At 69.5% G+C, this 13,543-nt stretch carries 15 protein-coding genes; 7 read left to right on the top strand and 8 right to left on the bottom strand.

Features of this window, described 5'->3' with window-relative positions:
• Positions 1 to 9: 9 nt before the first annotated feature.
• The 3 genes from O7617_RS08240 (at position 10) to O7617_RS08230 (ending at position 2,584) form a co-directional block, all read left to right on the top strand.
• Complete coding sequence (locus O7617_RS08240) at positions 10 to 621, top strand: PadR family transcriptional regulator (RefSeq protein ID WP_282264674.1); 612 nt, start codon at positions 10 to 12, stop codon at positions 619 to 621.
• 148 nt (positions 622 to 769) lie between these two features.
• Entirely contained in the window at positions 770 to 1,729 is a 960-nt protein-coding gene (locus O7617_RS08235) for an ATP-binding cassette domain-containing protein (protein WP_282262605.1), read from the top strand.
• Between the two features lie 99 nt (positions 1,730 to 1,828).
• The gene (locus O7617_RS08230; RefSeq protein ID WP_088986366.1) at positions 1,829 to 2,584 is read left to right on the top strand and encodes an ABC transporter permease; all 756 of its coding nucleotides are present in this window, start codon (positions 1,829 to 1,831) and stop codon (positions 2,582 to 2,584) included.
• A gap of 274 nt (positions 2,585 to 2,858) precedes the next feature.
• On the opposite strand, the gene O7617_RS08225 is transcribed toward O7617_RS08230, so the two are convergent.
• From O7617_RS08225 to O7617_RS08200, 6 genes are all read right to left on the bottom strand, one after another.
• The gene (locus tag O7617_RS08225; protein ID WP_282262603.1) at positions 2,859 to 3,512 is read right to left on the bottom strand and encodes an O-methyltransferase; all 654 of its coding nucleotides are present in this window, start codon (positions 3,510 to 3,512) and stop codon (positions 2,859 to 2,861) included.
• The gene (locus O7617_RS08220; protein WP_282262601.1) at positions 3,509 to 4,177 is read right to left on the bottom strand and encodes a Maf family protein; all 669 of its coding nucleotides are present in this window, start codon (positions 4,175 to 4,177) and stop codon (positions 3,509 to 3,511) included. The genes O7617_RS08225 and O7617_RS08220 overlap by 4 nt, the downstream gene beginning before the upstream one ends.
• Before the next feature lie 255 nt (positions 4,178 to 4,432).
• Complete coding sequence (locus O7617_RS08215) at positions 4,433 to 5,404, bottom strand: S8 family serine peptidase (RefSeq protein ID WP_282264673.1); 972 nt, start codon at positions 5,402 to 5,404, stop codon at positions 4,433 to 4,435.
• A 194-nt stretch (positions 5,405 to 5,598) separates the two neighbouring features.
• Positions 5,599 to 6,966: a hypothetical protein gene (locus tag O7617_RS08210; RefSeq protein WP_282262600.1), complete on the bottom strand. Its 1,368-nt coding sequence runs from the start codon at positions 6,964 to 6,966 to the stop codon at positions 5,599 to 5,601.
• Positions 6,963 to 7,421 (bottom strand): hypothetical protein, encoded by a 459-nt coding sequence (locus O7617_RS08205; protein WP_282262599.1) that lies wholly within the window; start codon positions 7,419 to 7,421, stop codon positions 6,963 to 6,965. The genes O7617_RS08210 and O7617_RS08205 overlap by 4 nt, the downstream gene beginning before the upstream one ends.
• 89 nt (positions 7,422 to 7,510) lie before the next feature.
• Entirely contained in the window at positions 7,511 to 7,705 is a 195-nt protein-coding gene (locus O7617_RS08200) for an acyl-CoA carboxylase subunit epsilon (RefSeq protein WP_282262598.1), read from the bottom strand.
• A gap of 90 nt (positions 7,706 to 7,795) precedes the next feature.
• Here O7617_RS08200 and O7617_RS08195 point away from each other — a divergent pair, with 90 nt between their 5' ends.
• Together O7617_RS08195 and O7617_RS08190 are read left to right on the top strand one after the other, a co-directional pair.
• Positions 7,796 to 9,790, top strand: a complete 1,995-nt coding sequence (locus O7617_RS08195) for a serine/threonine protein kinase (protein WP_282262597.1) — start codon at positions 7,796 to 7,798, stop codon at positions 9,788 to 9,790.
• Between the two features lie 65 nt (positions 9,791 to 9,855).
• Positions 9,856 to 10,083 carry a hypothetical protein gene (locus O7617_RS08190; protein ID WP_282262595.1) on the top strand — a complete coding sequence of 76 codons (228 nt, stop codon included), beginning with the start codon at positions 9,856 to 9,858 and terminating at the stop codon, positions 10,081 to 10,083.
• A 76-nt stretch (positions 10,084 to 10,159) separates the two neighbouring features.
• Here the strand turns inward: O7617_RS08190 and O7617_RS08185 are convergent, their stop codons facing one another.
• Positions 10,160 to 10,912: a GH25 family lysozyme gene (locus O7617_RS08185; RefSeq protein ID WP_348773878.1), complete on the bottom strand. Its 753-nt coding sequence runs from the start codon at positions 10,910 to 10,912 to the stop codon at positions 10,160 to 10,162.
• A 125-nt stretch (positions 10,913 to 11,037) separates the two neighbouring features.
• Complete coding sequence (locus tag O7617_RS08180; protein ID WP_282262593.1) at positions 11,038 to 11,589, bottom strand: Uma2 family endonuclease; 552 nt, start codon at positions 11,587 to 11,589, stop codon at positions 11,038 to 11,040.
• A 101-nt stretch (positions 11,590 to 11,690) separates the two neighbouring features.
• On the opposite strand from O7617_RS08180, the gene O7617_RS08175 reads away from it, so the two are divergent.
• Together O7617_RS08175 and O7617_RS08170 are read left to right on the top strand one after the other, a co-directional pair.
• Positions 11,691 to 12,434, top strand: coding sequence for a M50 family metallopeptidase (locus O7617_RS08175; protein WP_282262591.1), 744 nt, complete (start codon positions 11,691 to 11,693; stop codon positions 12,432 to 12,434).
• Positions 12,435 to 12,518: 84 nt separating this feature from the next.
• Positions 12,519 to 13,502, top strand: coding sequence for a 2-dehydropantoate 2-reductase N-terminal domain-containing protein (locus tag O7617_RS08170; RefSeq protein WP_282262589.1), 984 nt, complete (start codon positions 12,519 to 12,521; stop codon positions 13,500 to 13,502).
• Positions 13,503 to 13,543 lie beyond the last annotated feature (41 nt).

The raw sequence follows: 13,543 nt of genomic DNA, 5'->3' as shown, positions 1-13,543 counted from the left end.
GCGACTCGAATGATGATCCTTGGTCTGGTGCGGTGGATGCAGCCCGTGCACGGCTACGACGTACGCCGTGAGCTGCTGAGCTGGAGCGCCGACAAGTGGGCCAACGTGCAACCCGGATCGATCTACCACGCGCTGCGCAAACTCACCGAGGAAGGTCTGCTCAACGCCGTCGCGACCGAGCAGGTCGGCGCTCGTCCCGCGCGGACCACCTACGAGGTGACCGCCAAGGGGGAGGACGAGTTCGAGACGTTGTTGCGCAACCTCTGGTGGAACCTCAGCGAGCCGCCCGACCCGTTCACCGCGGCGTTCTCGTTCCTGCCGGCGATGCCCCGCTCGGAGGCGGCGGCGGCCCTGCGGAACCGGGCCAACCTGCTCCGCGCCAACGTCGCCTCGATGCGTGCCTCGCTTGAGTCGGACTGGATCCGTAACGCCAAGCCGGTGCACGTCAGTTGGATGGTCGAGCTGTGGTCCGCCCGCGCGGAGGCGGAGATCGGCTGGTGCGAGCGAATCGCGGAACGTGTCGAGTCAGGTGTGTCGTACCTGCCTGCTGAACTGGAGAACGCGGATGGTTGGCCGGGGTGGCGGGACGGTGAGGAGCGGCCCGAGCCCGGCGCGAAATAATCAACGTTGACTAAAAAAGCTATATCGCGTTAGCCTGCTGATGGCACAGCGGGGGAGTGCGCCGTCCGGCGTCGTCCCACTCGGCGGCCGGCTCGACCGGCCCGATTTCGGCGGCCGGCTCGACCGGCCCGAACGACCAGGAGCAGAAATGATCGAGACCAGGGGGCTGCGGAAGTCGTTCCGCTCCCGCGCGGGTCGAGAGACGAAGACCGTGGACGCCGTGCGGGGCGTCAACCTCTCGGTCGCCGAGGGCGAGATCTTCGGCTTCCTCGGCCCGAACGGCGCCGGCAAGACCACCACGCTGCGGATGCTCGCCACGTTGATCGAACCGGACGGCGGCGAAGCCACCATCGCGGGCGCCGACCTGCGCAAGGACCCGGCCGAGGTGCGCCGCCGCATCGGCTACGTGCCACAGGGCGGCAGCACCTGGGACGAGTCCACCGCCCGCGAGGAGCTGGTGCTGCACGCCCGCATGTACGGCATCGGCAAGGCCGACGCGCAGCGCCGCGCCGTCAGCGCGCTGGACGCCTTCCAACTCACCGAGTACGCCGACCGCACGTGCAAGACCTACTCCGGCGGTCAACGCCGACGGGTCGAGATCGCCCTCGGCATCATCCACGAGCCGAAGATCGTCTTCCTGGACGAGCCGACCACCGGCCTCGACCCGCAGAGCCGCGCCCACATGTGGGACGAGATCCGCCGACTCCGCAGCGAGGGCATGACCGTCTTCATCACCACGCACTACCTGGACGAAGCCGACGCGCTCTGTGACCGGATCGCGATCATGGACCATGGCGAGGTCGTCGCCGAGGGCACCCCCGCCGAGCTCAAGCGGGAGATCTCCGGCGACGTGGTGCTGGTCGGCCTCGACCTGAGCGCCACCCAGCAGGCCGCCAAGGCCCTCGACGGCGAGCCGTTCGTCAACAAGCTGGAGACCGTCGACGAGGGCGGCCTGCGCCTCTACGTCGACGAAGGCGCCACCGCCATCCCGCAGGTGCTGCGCCGACTCGACCACGCGGGCCTGGAGCTGCGCTCGATCGAGCTGCACCGGCCCAGCCTGGACGACGTCTTCCTCACCAAGACCGGCCGCTCGCTGCGCGAGTCCTGATCGTTCGCTCGTACCGCTCGCTGCGGCTCGTTGCGCTCGTTGCGCTCGTTGCGCTCGTTGCGGCTCGCTGCGCGAGTCCTGACCACTCGGAGACGACTCATGAAATTCGCCCGTGACACGTGGCTGATCTTCCAGCGGCAGACCCAGCTGCTGCTGCGCAATCCGGTCTGGGTCTTCGTCGGCGTGTTCCAGCCGGTGATGTACCTGCTGCTCTTCGCCCCGCTGCTCAAGCCAGCCCTGAACGCACCCACCCAGGCCGCCGCCTACAAGATCTTCGTACCCGGTCTGCTGGTGCTGCTGGCCATCTTCGGCGGCCTGTTCCAGGGGTTCGGCCTCATCGCCGAACTGCGAGCCGGGGTCATCGAACGTTCCCGGGTCACCCCGATCAGCCGACTCGCCCTGCTGCTCGGCCGCTCACTGCGCGACGTCGTCTCGCTCCTCGTGCAGGCCGTCATCATCACCCTGCTGGCGCTCCTGTTCGACCTGCGGGTCTTCCTCGGCGACCTGCTGCTGGCGTACCTGATGCTCGCCCTCATCGCCCTGATGACCTCGGCCGTCTCCTACGGCGTGGCGCTCAAGGTCAAGAGTGAGGACGCGCTGGCCCCGCTGATGAACACCGTGGCGCAGCCGGTGCTGCTGCTCTCCGGCATCCTGCTGCCGCTGACGTTCGCCCCCGGCTGGCTGCAGGGAATCGCCGACTGGAACCCGTTCTCCTGGGCGGTCGACGGCACCCGTGCGCTGTTCGCCGGCGACCTGGGCAGCGACAAGGTCTGGCAGGGCCTGAGCATCACCGCAGTGCTCGCCGTGCTGGGCGTCGTCTGGGCTGCGCGACAGTTCGCCCGCAGCGTCCGCTGACGTACGGCCCTGGTCCTTGGCTCGGCCCTGGCCCGGCCTGGCTTGGCCCGGCTCGGTCTGGCTTGGCCTGGCTTGGCCTGACTCGGCCCGGCCCTGGCCCGGCTCGGCCTGGCTTGGCCTGACTCGGCCCGGCCCTGGCCCGGCTTGGTGCGGCCCCTGGCTTGGCCAGGCCTTGGCCCGGCCTGGCTTGATCGACTCGGTTTTCTGGAAGTCGGGGTGTCCTGCCGCTCGGGATACCGCGACTTTCAGGAAACCGAGTGAATCAAGCCGTCGCTCAGCGCACCCGGGCCAGGGTCAGGCCGTCCGCGACGGGCAACATCACCGGATCTACCCGTACGTCGGCGAGCACCTCGTCGTTGAAGGCGGCGATCGCCCGGTCGCTGACGTCCTGCGGCGCGATGACCCGGCCGCCGCGCAACACGTTGTCGACAGCGATCACCCCACCCGGACGCATCCGGGGCACCAACTCCGCCCAGTAGACCGGGTAGCCCGTCTTGTCCGCGTCGATGAACGCGAAATCCAGGTAGCGCTCCTGCGGCAACTCCCGAAGCCGGTCCCCGGCCGGGCCGATCCGCAGGTCGATCCGGTCCTGCACACCGGCCCGATCCCAGTAGCGCCGGGCGATGCCGGTGAACTCCTCCGAAATGTCGAAGCAGGTCAGCCGCCCACCTTCGGGCAGACCGCGGGCGATCGCCAGCGACGAGAGCCCGGTGAACGTGCCGACCTCGACGGCCTGCCGCGTGTCGAGAAGTCGGGTGAGGAAGGTCAGAAATGCCGCCTGCTCCGGTGCCACCTGCATCGTGGCGTGCTCCGGCAACACCGACCGGGTCTCCTCGGCCAGGTCCCGGATGATCTCGTCCGGCGGGGAACCGTGTGCGACAAGGTACGCGTGCAGCTCGTCGGTGAGCGGGATCGATTTGGTGGTCATGAACGGACGTTACCGATCGGATCGACGGTTTGGCCGCCCGGCGCGACGGTCGTCCAGAGATCGGTGATCCGCAGGTCGAGTTCGGCGAGAAGACGGCGCAGCAGCGGCATCGACAACCCCACCACCGTGCCCGGGTCCCCCTCGATCCGCTCCACGAAAGACCCGCCCAGCCCGTCGATCGTGAACGCCCCGGCCACCGCCAGCGGCTCGCCACTGCCCACGTACGTGGCGATCTCGTCGTCACTGATGTCGGCGAAGTGAACGGTCGTCGAGGCCACCGCCTCAGCGCGCCGCCCGGCGACGACGTCGATCAGGCAGTGCCCACTGTGCAGAACCCCGCTGCGCCCCCGCATCCGCAGCCAACGGCGCGTCGCGTCAGCCGGATCCGCCGGCTTACCGAGAATCTCCCCGTCGAAGGCCAACACCGAGTCGCAGCCGACCACCAGCGTCCGCTGATCACGGGCCGGGCTCAACCTGGTCAGCACCGCCTGCGCCTTGAGGCGCGCCAACTCCAGGCACAACTCCTCGGCCCGGTCGGCCATCACCAGGGATTCGTCCACCCCGCTGACCAGCACATCCGGCTCGATGCCAGCGGCCTGGAGGAGCTTACGACGGGCAGGGCTCGCCGACGCGAGCACAAGACGGAGCGGCAGAGAATCAGACACGAACCCGACGTTACCGGCTACCCAGTCGCCGCGTCCGGCGCTGCTCCCCAGCGTCGCGCGCCGCCCGCCCATGATCCACTCCACATCGCCGATATCGGCCTAACCAGCTCAACGGATACCGCCACATCGGGGACCTGGAGTCGATCAGCCAACCTGACCTCGGCGACGCCCGCCCTTCGCGAAACCGGGGTATCCGACGCTGCCGGACACCCCGATTCCGCGAAACCCGAGGCGATCAGAGCGCCTTCGCGCCGGTCAGCGGCTGATCCTGGGCGGCGGATCATCACTACGGCGGCGACGCCGCGCCACCACCGCCCACCCGACCCCGGCAGCCAGAATCACACCCAGGGTGGCCAGGCCACGCGCCGTAGCAGCGCCGTCGTCATCACCCCGCTCGCCGCCGGCCCACGTCGTAGGGCCAGCACCGACCGGAGCGCTCGCCGATTCGAACCCCAGCGGCGGTACGTCTGCCGTCAGCGCTGCCACGAGATCAATCACGCCGTAGCCGTACTCGTCGTCACGCCCAGGTGGACCCTTGTCGATAGCGGTGGCCGTGAGCCGGTGCGCGACCTCGCGGGCAGGCAGATAGGGGTACTTGGACCTGATCAAAGCCGCCGCCCCGGCCACAATCGCCGTCGCATCAGAGGTTCCGGTGCCCTTGCGGTACTTGCCGTTGAGGCTTGTGCTGTAGATGTCGACCGCAGGTGCAACCACGTCGATCTCCGGTCCGGTGACGGAGATAGCTGCGCGATTCCCGTCTCGGTCGATTCCGCCGACAGCGATAACGCCCTCAGCAGACGCGGGGTATCCCACATGGTTGTCGGCTGGCCGGTTACCAGCGGCAGCGACGATTAGGACATTAGCGGCGAGTCCCGACTTGATCGCTTCACGCAAGGCAGGGCTAGAGCCGCCTGCACTCGAAATGCTGATGACGCTGGCACCGGAAGATATTGCGTAATCAATTGCTTTACCTAGGTCGTCTGGGCTGCTTTGGTTATTTGTTCCGGCGATTAAGATCGGTAGAATCTTGGATTTCGGCGCAATGCCGCGGGCGCCTTGGTTGTTGTCTTGTCCGTGGGCGGCGATGAGACCCGCCATTCCAGTGCCGTGACTGTTCTGGTCCCCATGGCCATTGCTGCGCCCTCCGTCGACAATGTTAATCCCTGAGAGAAGGTTGCCTGTCAGGTCTGGATGTGGGGAAACACCCGTGTCTGGGACTGCGACAATGACACCTTCGCCTTGGCTGACCTTGTTTGCCTCAGCGCAGGCGAGTGTTGCCAGATGCCACTGGTCCGCACGAATCCGATCAGCGCCTTCGTTGGGTGGTTGGCTCTGCTGTCCAGCAGCAGTTAGATCGCCGCACAGGAGGGTGGGCCATATGCATGCCAGAATCACGATTACTGTACGTATTGCCGGTGCCCTCACCGGCCCATGCCGATGGCTGGTCCTGGGTCTATCGGGCCATCTTCTTCTGGGGGCAGGACCACTGGATTAACCCCCCGCCTGGTCTCCCAGGGGTTGTCGGGGTCCCAATCGTTTGGTTCTTTGAGATTGTCGTCGCGTCGGGCGGGTCGGCCGGTCCCGCTCGACCCGCCGTTCCAGATTCCGGGTGCTCCACCGATCGGCGAAATGCCATGTCCGCCGGAGGGGCTTCTGCCCGCCGAAGGGCGGGAGCCTGCCGCGCCTGTGGGAGCTGTTCCCGCCCCGCCGCCGCCAATGACGCCTCCGACTGGGTTGACGCGCCGTGAGGGACTGCCACTGCCTTCCGGTTGGCGGATTGATGTCCCTGGTGTGCTGCCGATGATTTCCCCCGGGGGCGCAACGCGTAGTGGCTCCGGCGGGGTTCCGCGAAGTGTGCCGTGCGGGTAACTCGAAATCGGCCTGCCTAGCGATCCTCGATTGTGTTCATTCGATGTTGAAATGCCGCGCATCGGCGGATGTTGTGGCGCGATACCCGGTTGGGACGCAAAATGGCTCGAATTTGATGCAGGGTTCGGAAGTGCGCTACCAGGGTTCGGGGGCCCCACCGTCCCGGCGCCGCCGAGTACGGGGCCCTGGCCGGTCGCGATGGGCAGAGGTGTAGCGGCTACTTTGGTTGTCGGGAAAGTGGCCCTAGTTTCGTTTCTGGCCATAGGCACTGGAATTACTGGTGGAATAATCGGCGCCGCCCCGCCGCCGTAAATATCTGAACTCGAAATATCCTTGCCGGCCTGCGAAGGGGTTGCCGGTGGTTTTTGGAGGGTTGCTTGGGCTTGTTGGAGTTCGCTGCTGAGGCCGAACATCATGCTCCGGGCCTGCGCGTTCAGCTGTTCCAATTCCCCGTCCGCAACCGGCGGCGTCGTCACCCGGTTGCCCATCACCGCTTTCGGGTCGGCGGCCATCGCGTCGTACGCCTGCTTCTGTTGGAGCTTGGTCGCGTACACCTCGTGGATTTTGCGGAGCGCGGCGCGGGTGGTGCCGATGGCCTGGGTGGCGGCGGACAGCGCGGTGTAGTTCGCGGCGGCGGCGTCGTGGGTGCGTTGGACCTTGTCGATGAGCTCGTCGAGTTCGGCGAGGTACGTGCTGGAGGCGGCGCTGGTTTCGGGTGGCCACGCGGCGGCGAGGCCGCGCCGGTATTCGTGGAGACGGCCGAGGTGGGTCTGTGCGAGGTCGCAGACCTTGCGCCAGCCGGCGACCTGTTTCCAGTGGTTGGCGGTGTCGTGGTCCTGGAGGCAGGCCCACATGCTGTTGACGTCCATGAGCTGCCAGTCGGTGAGGCCGGAGGTGCGGCCGGTGCCTCGTTCGATCACGGCAGCACCACCGGCCCTTCGATGTCGGGGCTGGTCGGGTCGGTCAGCATCGGCGTCGGCCCGCCGGGAAGGACGGCGCTCGGGTCGGCGAGGGCACGTCGGACGTCGACCACTCGCGCGGCGGTGAAGGCGTCGCTGTCGGCGTAGTGGGTGGCGACTCGGTCGGCGGCGGCGGCGAGGTGGCCGGTGGCGCCTCGGACGGCGTACACCATGTCGGCGGTGGCCTGCTGCGTCTCGTGGTGGGCGTGCAGGAACGTGACCAGCTCGACGAAGGCGTCGCACGGGTTGGGGAGCTTCGCGGACATGTCCTCGGCGATGTACGACAGGTGCGGCGCGTAGTTGCTCTCGACCTCGGCGGCGAGCCGGTCGGCGAAGTCGCGGAGCCGGCTGATGTCGGCCTCGATGCCGCCGTAACCGCGCAACCAGGGCGCTGGCCGGTCCTCCTCAGGGATCACGGATCCTCCCTACGTGTGACGGCACCACTTCCCTGAGTGAGGGTAACGGCTCGACCGGCCCCTGGCAGCCCCCGTCCGGGTAGGTCGGGTCAGCGGGGCAGCCCGGCGGCGCGCCACCCGCCGGGACCGGCCGGTCGCCCGCTGCGCGCCCAGGCGGACGCGGTCTTCGGGACGGGGGTCACGGCCGGGCGGGAGCGGACGACGACCGCCCCGACGAGAGCGGCCAACTCCTCGGCGGTGGGCACACCGCGGACGACCCGGATCAGCGGCTCTTCGGCAGACATGACGCCAGGGTACGCCGCGCGAAGTCGCGGGAAGCGGACAGTGGCGTGCCGACGGTGTGAGCGTCGGCGGGTCCGGGTACCGTCTCAGCGATGTCGAACGCGCTTCCCCAACTTGTCGCTGACCGATACCGGCTCCTGTCGCCGCTCGGCCAGGGTGGCATGGGCCGGGTGTGGAAGGCGCGTGACGAGGTGCTGCACCGGGACGTCGCCATCAAGGAGTTGGTGCCGCCGCCCGGCCTCACCGACGAGGAACGCCGCGAGATGCGGGAGCGCTCGTTGCGGGAGGCCCGGGCCATCGCCCGGCTCAACCACGCCAACGTCGTCCGCATCTTCGACGTGCTGCGCACCGACGGCGATCCGTGGATCGTCATGGAGTACGTGCCGTCGAAGTCGTTGCAGGACACGCTCGCCGAGGACGGCCCGGTGTCGGTGGCCCGCGCGGTGGAGATCGGGCTCGGCGTGCTGGGTGCGCTCAGCTCCGCGCACAAGGCGGGCGTCATGCACCGCGACGTCAAGCCGGGCAACGTGTTGCTCGGCGAGGACGGCCGGGTGGTGTTGACCGATTTCGGTCTCGCCACGATCCCCGGCGACCCCAACGTGACCCGCACCGGCATGGTGCTCGGCTCACCCGCGTACATCTCCCCGGAGCGCGCCCGCGACGGCACCGCCGGGCCCGAGGCCGACCTGTGGTCGTTGGGCGCGACGCTCTACGCGGCGGTCGAGGGCAAGTCGCCGTACGCCCGGCCGTCGGCGATCGGCACCCTGGCCGCGTTGGCCACCGAGCCGATCCCGCCGCCGAAGAACGCCGGTCCGCTCAAGGCCGTGCTCAACGGGCTGCTGCGCAAGGACCCGAACGAACGGATCACCGCCGAGGTGGCGGAGCGTCTGCTGCGTCGTGCCGGCGGCAAGCGGTCGCGCGGAATCTCACTGCTCGATGGCGTACGACGGCCGGGGCCGAACGGTCCGCGCGAACCGCGCCCGCCGCTGGTGCCGGCACCACGACCGGCCGAGAGTGTCGACCGGCCGGTGTCGCCGCCGCCGGCCGCCGCGTCTGTCGCCGCCGTGACCTCGCCCGCGGACGCGGCACCGGCCGAGGCTCCCTCGCCGACGGCCGACGCCACACCGACTGCCGTGGTGTCGTCCGGTGTGGACGCCGGTCCGGCCGCGTCGGAGCCGACCGCCACGATCGACCGCCCGGCCCCGGCCGACGCCGACCCGACCGCGAAGGTCACGGCGGCGAGCGACACGACCGGCGACGGTACGACGAATGACGACGACGAGCCGACCGTCGTCGACGGTCCGCCGGTGGCGCCGGTGCAGCGCAAGCCGTCGACGCCGACGGCGCTCATGCCTCCGGTGGGTCCTTCCGGTCGTGCGGCGGTGCCGCTGTCGGACGGCACGAAGCCGAACAACACCCGTCGCAACGTGCTGGTCGGGGCCCTGGTCGCGCTGCTGCTGATCGGCCTCGTGGTGATCGTGCCGATGCTCACCAAGGAAGACGACAAGACCCCGCAGGCCGACCCGACCGGTGCTGCCGCGACCTCGGGGGCGGCCCCGACGTCCGCTGCCGCGCCACCGCCGCCGACCAGCGGCGCGGCCAGCCCGACCCCGTCGGCGACGCCCTCGGCGGACCCGAACGCGCTCCCGGCGGGCTGGAAGCTGCACAAGGATCCGACCGGCTTCATGCTGCCGATCCCCGACGGGTGGGTGCGCAGCCAGCCTGACGGCAACACGGTCGTCTTCGACCAGTCCAACGGGCCGGGTGAGCTGCTGGTGCAGTGGACCCCCACCCCGGCGAAGGATGCGGTGAAGGACTGGCAGAAGCAGGAGCCGAACCGTAAGAACTTCGTCAACAACTACCAGAACCTCGGCATCAAGTCCTGCGACTTCTGGAAGACCTGCGGTGACTGGGAGTGGTTGGAGACCCGCGACGGGCAGCGGATCCACGTCCGTAACCGGGGTTTCGTGACGGCCAGTAACCGGGGGTACGCCCTGCGGTGGGAGATCGCCGAGAAGGACTGGCAGGCCAACCTGCCGAACTTCGACCGGATCGCCAAGGGCTTCGTGCCCGACCGTCAGGACTGAAACTCATTCGCATGACCCTCCGTCGTCCTGGGTACTTGACCTTCGACGACGGAGGGAGGCACGACATGGGTTACCGACGGAGGGACACCCGGCCTCGGCTGGCACTGTGGATGCTCGTCGCGCTCGGCGACGCGATCCTGCTGCTGGTCGCCGTGGGGGTTCCGGCGCTCATCGCACTGCTCAGCGTCGTGATCGTTGCCGGTTCCGGGGTGGCCGCCTGGCGGCTGTCCCGCCGGGGTGCGCTGGCTCGCGAGGAAGCTGTGGTGCCCGCTCTGAGCCGACGGCGGGCCTGAATCGACGGTGTGGCGGCAGCAGGACCGATTGTCGACCGTCAGGTGATCGTCGATCCCGCTGCCGCCAACGGCACGGTCAGGTGTTGTTCGCCAGGGCGATCAGACGACTCCGGTCGCCGTTCCAGTAGTTGCGGTCCACGTTGCCGCTGATCCCGGAGACAGCGCCGGTGCTGGTGTACTGCCAGAAGCTCCACACCGACGCCCCGGCCGGCAGGGCGCCCGGCGTGCTCGACCAGCGGGCCAGCCAGAGCGGGTGGTTCGCCCACGGGCCGGTCCAGCTGCCGGTGCACTGGTTCCACCAGCTCGTGGTGGTGTAGATGACCGCGTACCGGCCGGTGCGGGAACGGTAGGTGTTCAGGAAGTCCTGCACCCAGTTGCGCATGCCGGTCGTGCTGAGCCCGTAGCAGTAGCCACCGCTGTACGGGTTGGCCTCGATGTCCAGCGCCGCCGGTAGGGTGCGGCTGTCCGCCGACCAGGCGCCGCCGTTGGAGGCCAGGTAGTTGGCCTGGGTGGAGCCGGCGGAGATGTTCGGCCGGGCGAAGTGGTACGCCCCACGGATCACCCCGGCGTTGTACGCGTTGACGTAGTTCGCGTTGAAGTTCGGGTCCTTGTAGCTGGTGCCCTCGGTCGCCTTGATGAAGGCGAACTGGACTCCGGCGTTGCGGACGCTGGTCCAGTTGATGGTGCCCTGGTAGCGGGACACGTCGATGCCGGGTGTGGTGGCCGCGGCCGCCGGTCCGGCGGTCGCGACGAGGGCCGCCGCCGCGGTGGCGAGGACGGTGAGGCCGGCCGCGAGCGCGCGGCGCAGCGATGACGGGGTACGGGCCATGAGTGCCTCCAAGAGGATCGCTCTATCGACAATCATCTTTGGAGTTTAGTGCCCAAGATCGCAAGTGCAGCTGAAGAAAGCTTCATCGACGGGACGTGAAGGCTCGGTGTTCGAATTCGAAAGGATCAGTGCAGCGCGGCCGGGTCGAGCTGCCAACGGAACGGCTCGACGATTGTCAACGTCTCGCCGGCCTTGGCGATCTGGTCCTCGACGTAGTGCTCACCGTCGAGCCGGTACAGCCGCAACGAGTGCCTGTCCCCGTCCTGCTCGACAAGCAGGTACCAGGGAATTCGCGCGATGGCGTAGAGCTGCATCTTGAGCAGGCGATCGGCGGCGGCGTTGCCCGGTGAGACGACCTCCCCGACCAGGCGCACCCGGTCGGCGTCGAGGAAGGTTCCCTCGTCGTCGTCGTCGGTCACCACGAGGTCCGGGATGACGACCCGGTCGACGCCGAGCCGGACGTTGATCGCGTCGTAGACCAAAAGGCCGCGGGGCTCCGCGGCAGCCTCGATGCTGTTCGCCAGCCGGCGCGACACCCGCTGGTGCCGTCGGCTCGGGGCAGGGCTCACCAGCAGGCTCCCGTCGAGCAGCTCGATCCGGTCAGGCGTCTCGCCCAGGGCGAAGTAGTCGGCTTCGGTCCACAGGCCGATGTGCGGCTCCAGAGGGGCAGTGCTCACCGGCGCTCACCTCCCGCTCCACTCGCCACCCGATCCGTCTCACAGGATACGAGCCGGTGCCCCGCCAGCGACACACAATGCCGCCGGTAGGCTCGCGCCCCATGATGTCGATCGACGGGCTTGGCGAGAAGTGGGACACGCTGTTCGGCGCGCAGCCGGACCCGCCCGCGCTGCTGGTGCTGATCACCGCGGCCGTCGCGCTGGTGGTGGTGTCCACGCGCCTGCCCTGGCGGATCGCCCGGAACGCCATCACGATCGCGCACGAGGGTGGGCACGCCCTGGTGGCCCTGCTCACCGGCCGTAAGCTGCGCGGCATCCGACTGCACTCGGACACGTCCGGGTTGACGCTCTCCGCCGGCCGTCCCACCGGGCCGGGAATGATCCTCACCCTGCTCGCCGGGTACGTCGCCCCGCCGCTGGTCGGGCTGGCCGGCGCCTGGCTGCTCGGCGGGAACCGGATCACCCTCCTGCTCTGGGTGGCGGTGGCCCTGCTGCTGGCCATGCTCGTCATGATCCGCAATGCCTTCGGCGTGGTGTCGCTGCTGGTCACCGGTGCGCTGGTGTTCGCCGTCTCCTGGTACGCATCGCCGCAGGTCCAGGCCGCGTTCGCGTACACCGGGGTGTGGTTCCTGTTGCTCGGCGGGGTGCGGCCGGTGGTGGAGCTGCAACGGCTGCGCTCGCGGGGCCGGATGCCCGCCTCCGACGCCGACCAGCTCGCCGGGCTGACCCCGTTCCCGGCGATCGTCTGGGTGACGGTCTTCGCCCTGATCAACCTGGCCGCGTTGGTCGCCGGCGCACTCCTGCTGGCCGGCCCGATCCTGACGAACGCCGGCCTGACGGCCTGACCCGGCCCCTCCCACGCGGCCCCCTGCCCACGCGGCCCCTGCCCGGGCCCGCGCGTGGGCTCGGGCGGCGGGCAGAATGAGGGCATGCGATACGTGATCATCGGGGCGGGCGCGGTCGGCGGAACGATCGGTGTGCGGCTGGCCGAGGCGGGCCGGGACGTGACCCTGGTGGCCCGGGGAGCGCACCTCGACGTGATCCGGGAACGGGGTCTGACGCTGCGGCAGCCCGACGGCGAGGTCACCGCCCGGCTCACCGCGACGGACGGGCCCGGCGACGAGCCGCTGCCGGCGGACACGGTGCTGATCCTCACCGTCAAGTCGCAGGACACCGCCGGCGCGCTCGCCGCCTGGGTGGACGCGCCGGTGGCGGGCGGCGGTACGGCGGGCGAGCGGCTGCCACTGGTCACCGCCCAGAACGGGGTGGCGAACGAGCAAGCCGCGTTGCGTCTCTTCGCCGACGTACACCCGGTCTGCGTCTGGCTGCCCGCCACCCACCTGGACCCGGGCGTGGTGGTGGCCAACGGCTACCCGCACCCGGGGATGCTCCACATCGGCCGCTACCCGGGCGGCGCCGACGACACCGACCGGGCGATCGCCGCCGACCTCGACGCCGCGGGCTTCGTCGCCCCGGTACGCGCGGACGTCATGCGCTGGAAGTACGGCAGGCTGCTGAGCAACCTCGGCAACGGCCTACAGGCGCTGCTCGGCGGGGACATCCCCGACGAGCTGGCCGGGCGGGTACGCGCCGAAGGCGTCGCCGCGCTCGCCGCCGCCGGGATCGCGCACACCACCCCGGAGGAGGAGAAGGCCGAACGCGGTGACCTGGTCGGGCAGCGCCCGGTCGACGGCGAGGCCCGATCCGGTGGCTCCACCTGGCAGAGCCTGGCCCGGGGCACCGGTTCGACCGAGGTGGACCACCTCAACGGGGAGATCGCGTTGCGCGGCCGGCTGCACGGCGTACCGACGCCGGCCAACGTCGCCGTCCAGCGGGCGGTACGCCGGGCGGTCCGGGAGCGGATCCCGGCCGGCGCGTTCCCGCTCGCCGAACTGGAGAAGATGATCGCCTGATCGCGGCAACCGGCGCCCGTGCCCGGTGCGTGTTCCCTGCG

This window comes from Micromonospora sp. WMMD1155 (assembly GCF_029581275.1).
In the GTDB taxonomy this organism is placed as follows: Bacteria; Actinomycetota; Actinomycetes; order Mycobacteriales; family Micromonosporaceae; genus Micromonospora.
Note: the sequence above shows the minus strand (reverse complement) of the source record. Positions and strands in the feature narration are given on the sequence as shown.

Excerpts from the sequence above, each read along its gene's own strand:
- O7617_RS08240 (WP_282264674.1), top strand. The coding sequence starts at position 10 with ATGATGATCCTTGGTCTGGTGCGGTGGATGCAGCCCGTGCACGGCTAC.
- O7617_RS08235 (WP_282262605.1), top strand. The coding sequence starts at position 770 with ATGATCGAGACCAGGGGGCTGCGGAAGTCGTTCCGCTCCCGCGCGGGT.
- O7617_RS08230 (WP_088986366.1), top strand. The coding sequence starts at position 1,829 with ATGAAATTCGCCCGTGACACGTGGCTGATCTTCCAGCGGCAGACCCAG.
- O7617_RS08225 (WP_282262603.1), bottom strand. The coding sequence starts at position 3,512 with ATGACCACCAAATCGATCCCGCTCACCGACGAGCTGCACGCGTACCTT.
- O7617_RS08200 (WP_282262598.1), bottom strand. The coding sequence starts at position 7,705 with ATGTCTGCCGAAGAGCCGCTGATCCGGGTCGTCCGCGGTGTGCCCACC.
- O7617_RS08195 (WP_282262597.1), top strand. The coding sequence starts at position 7,796 with ATGTCGAACGCGCTTCCCCAACTTGTCGCTGACCGATACCGGCTCCTG.
- O7617_RS08190 (WP_282262595.1), top strand. The coding sequence starts at position 9,856 with ATGGGTTACCGACGGAGGGACACCCGGCCTCGGCTGGCACTGTGGATG.
- O7617_RS08185 (WP_348773878.1), bottom strand. The coding sequence starts at position 10,912 with ATGGCCCGTACCCCGTCATCGCTGCGCCGCGCGCTCGCGGCCGGCCTC.
- O7617_RS08175 (WP_282262591.1), top strand. The coding sequence starts at position 11,691 with ATGATGTCGATCGACGGGCTTGGCGAGAAGTGGGACACGCTGTTCGGC.
- O7617_RS08170 (WP_282262589.1), top strand. The coding sequence starts at position 12,519 with ATGCGATACGTGATCATCGGGGCGGGCGCGGTCGGCGGAACGATCGGT.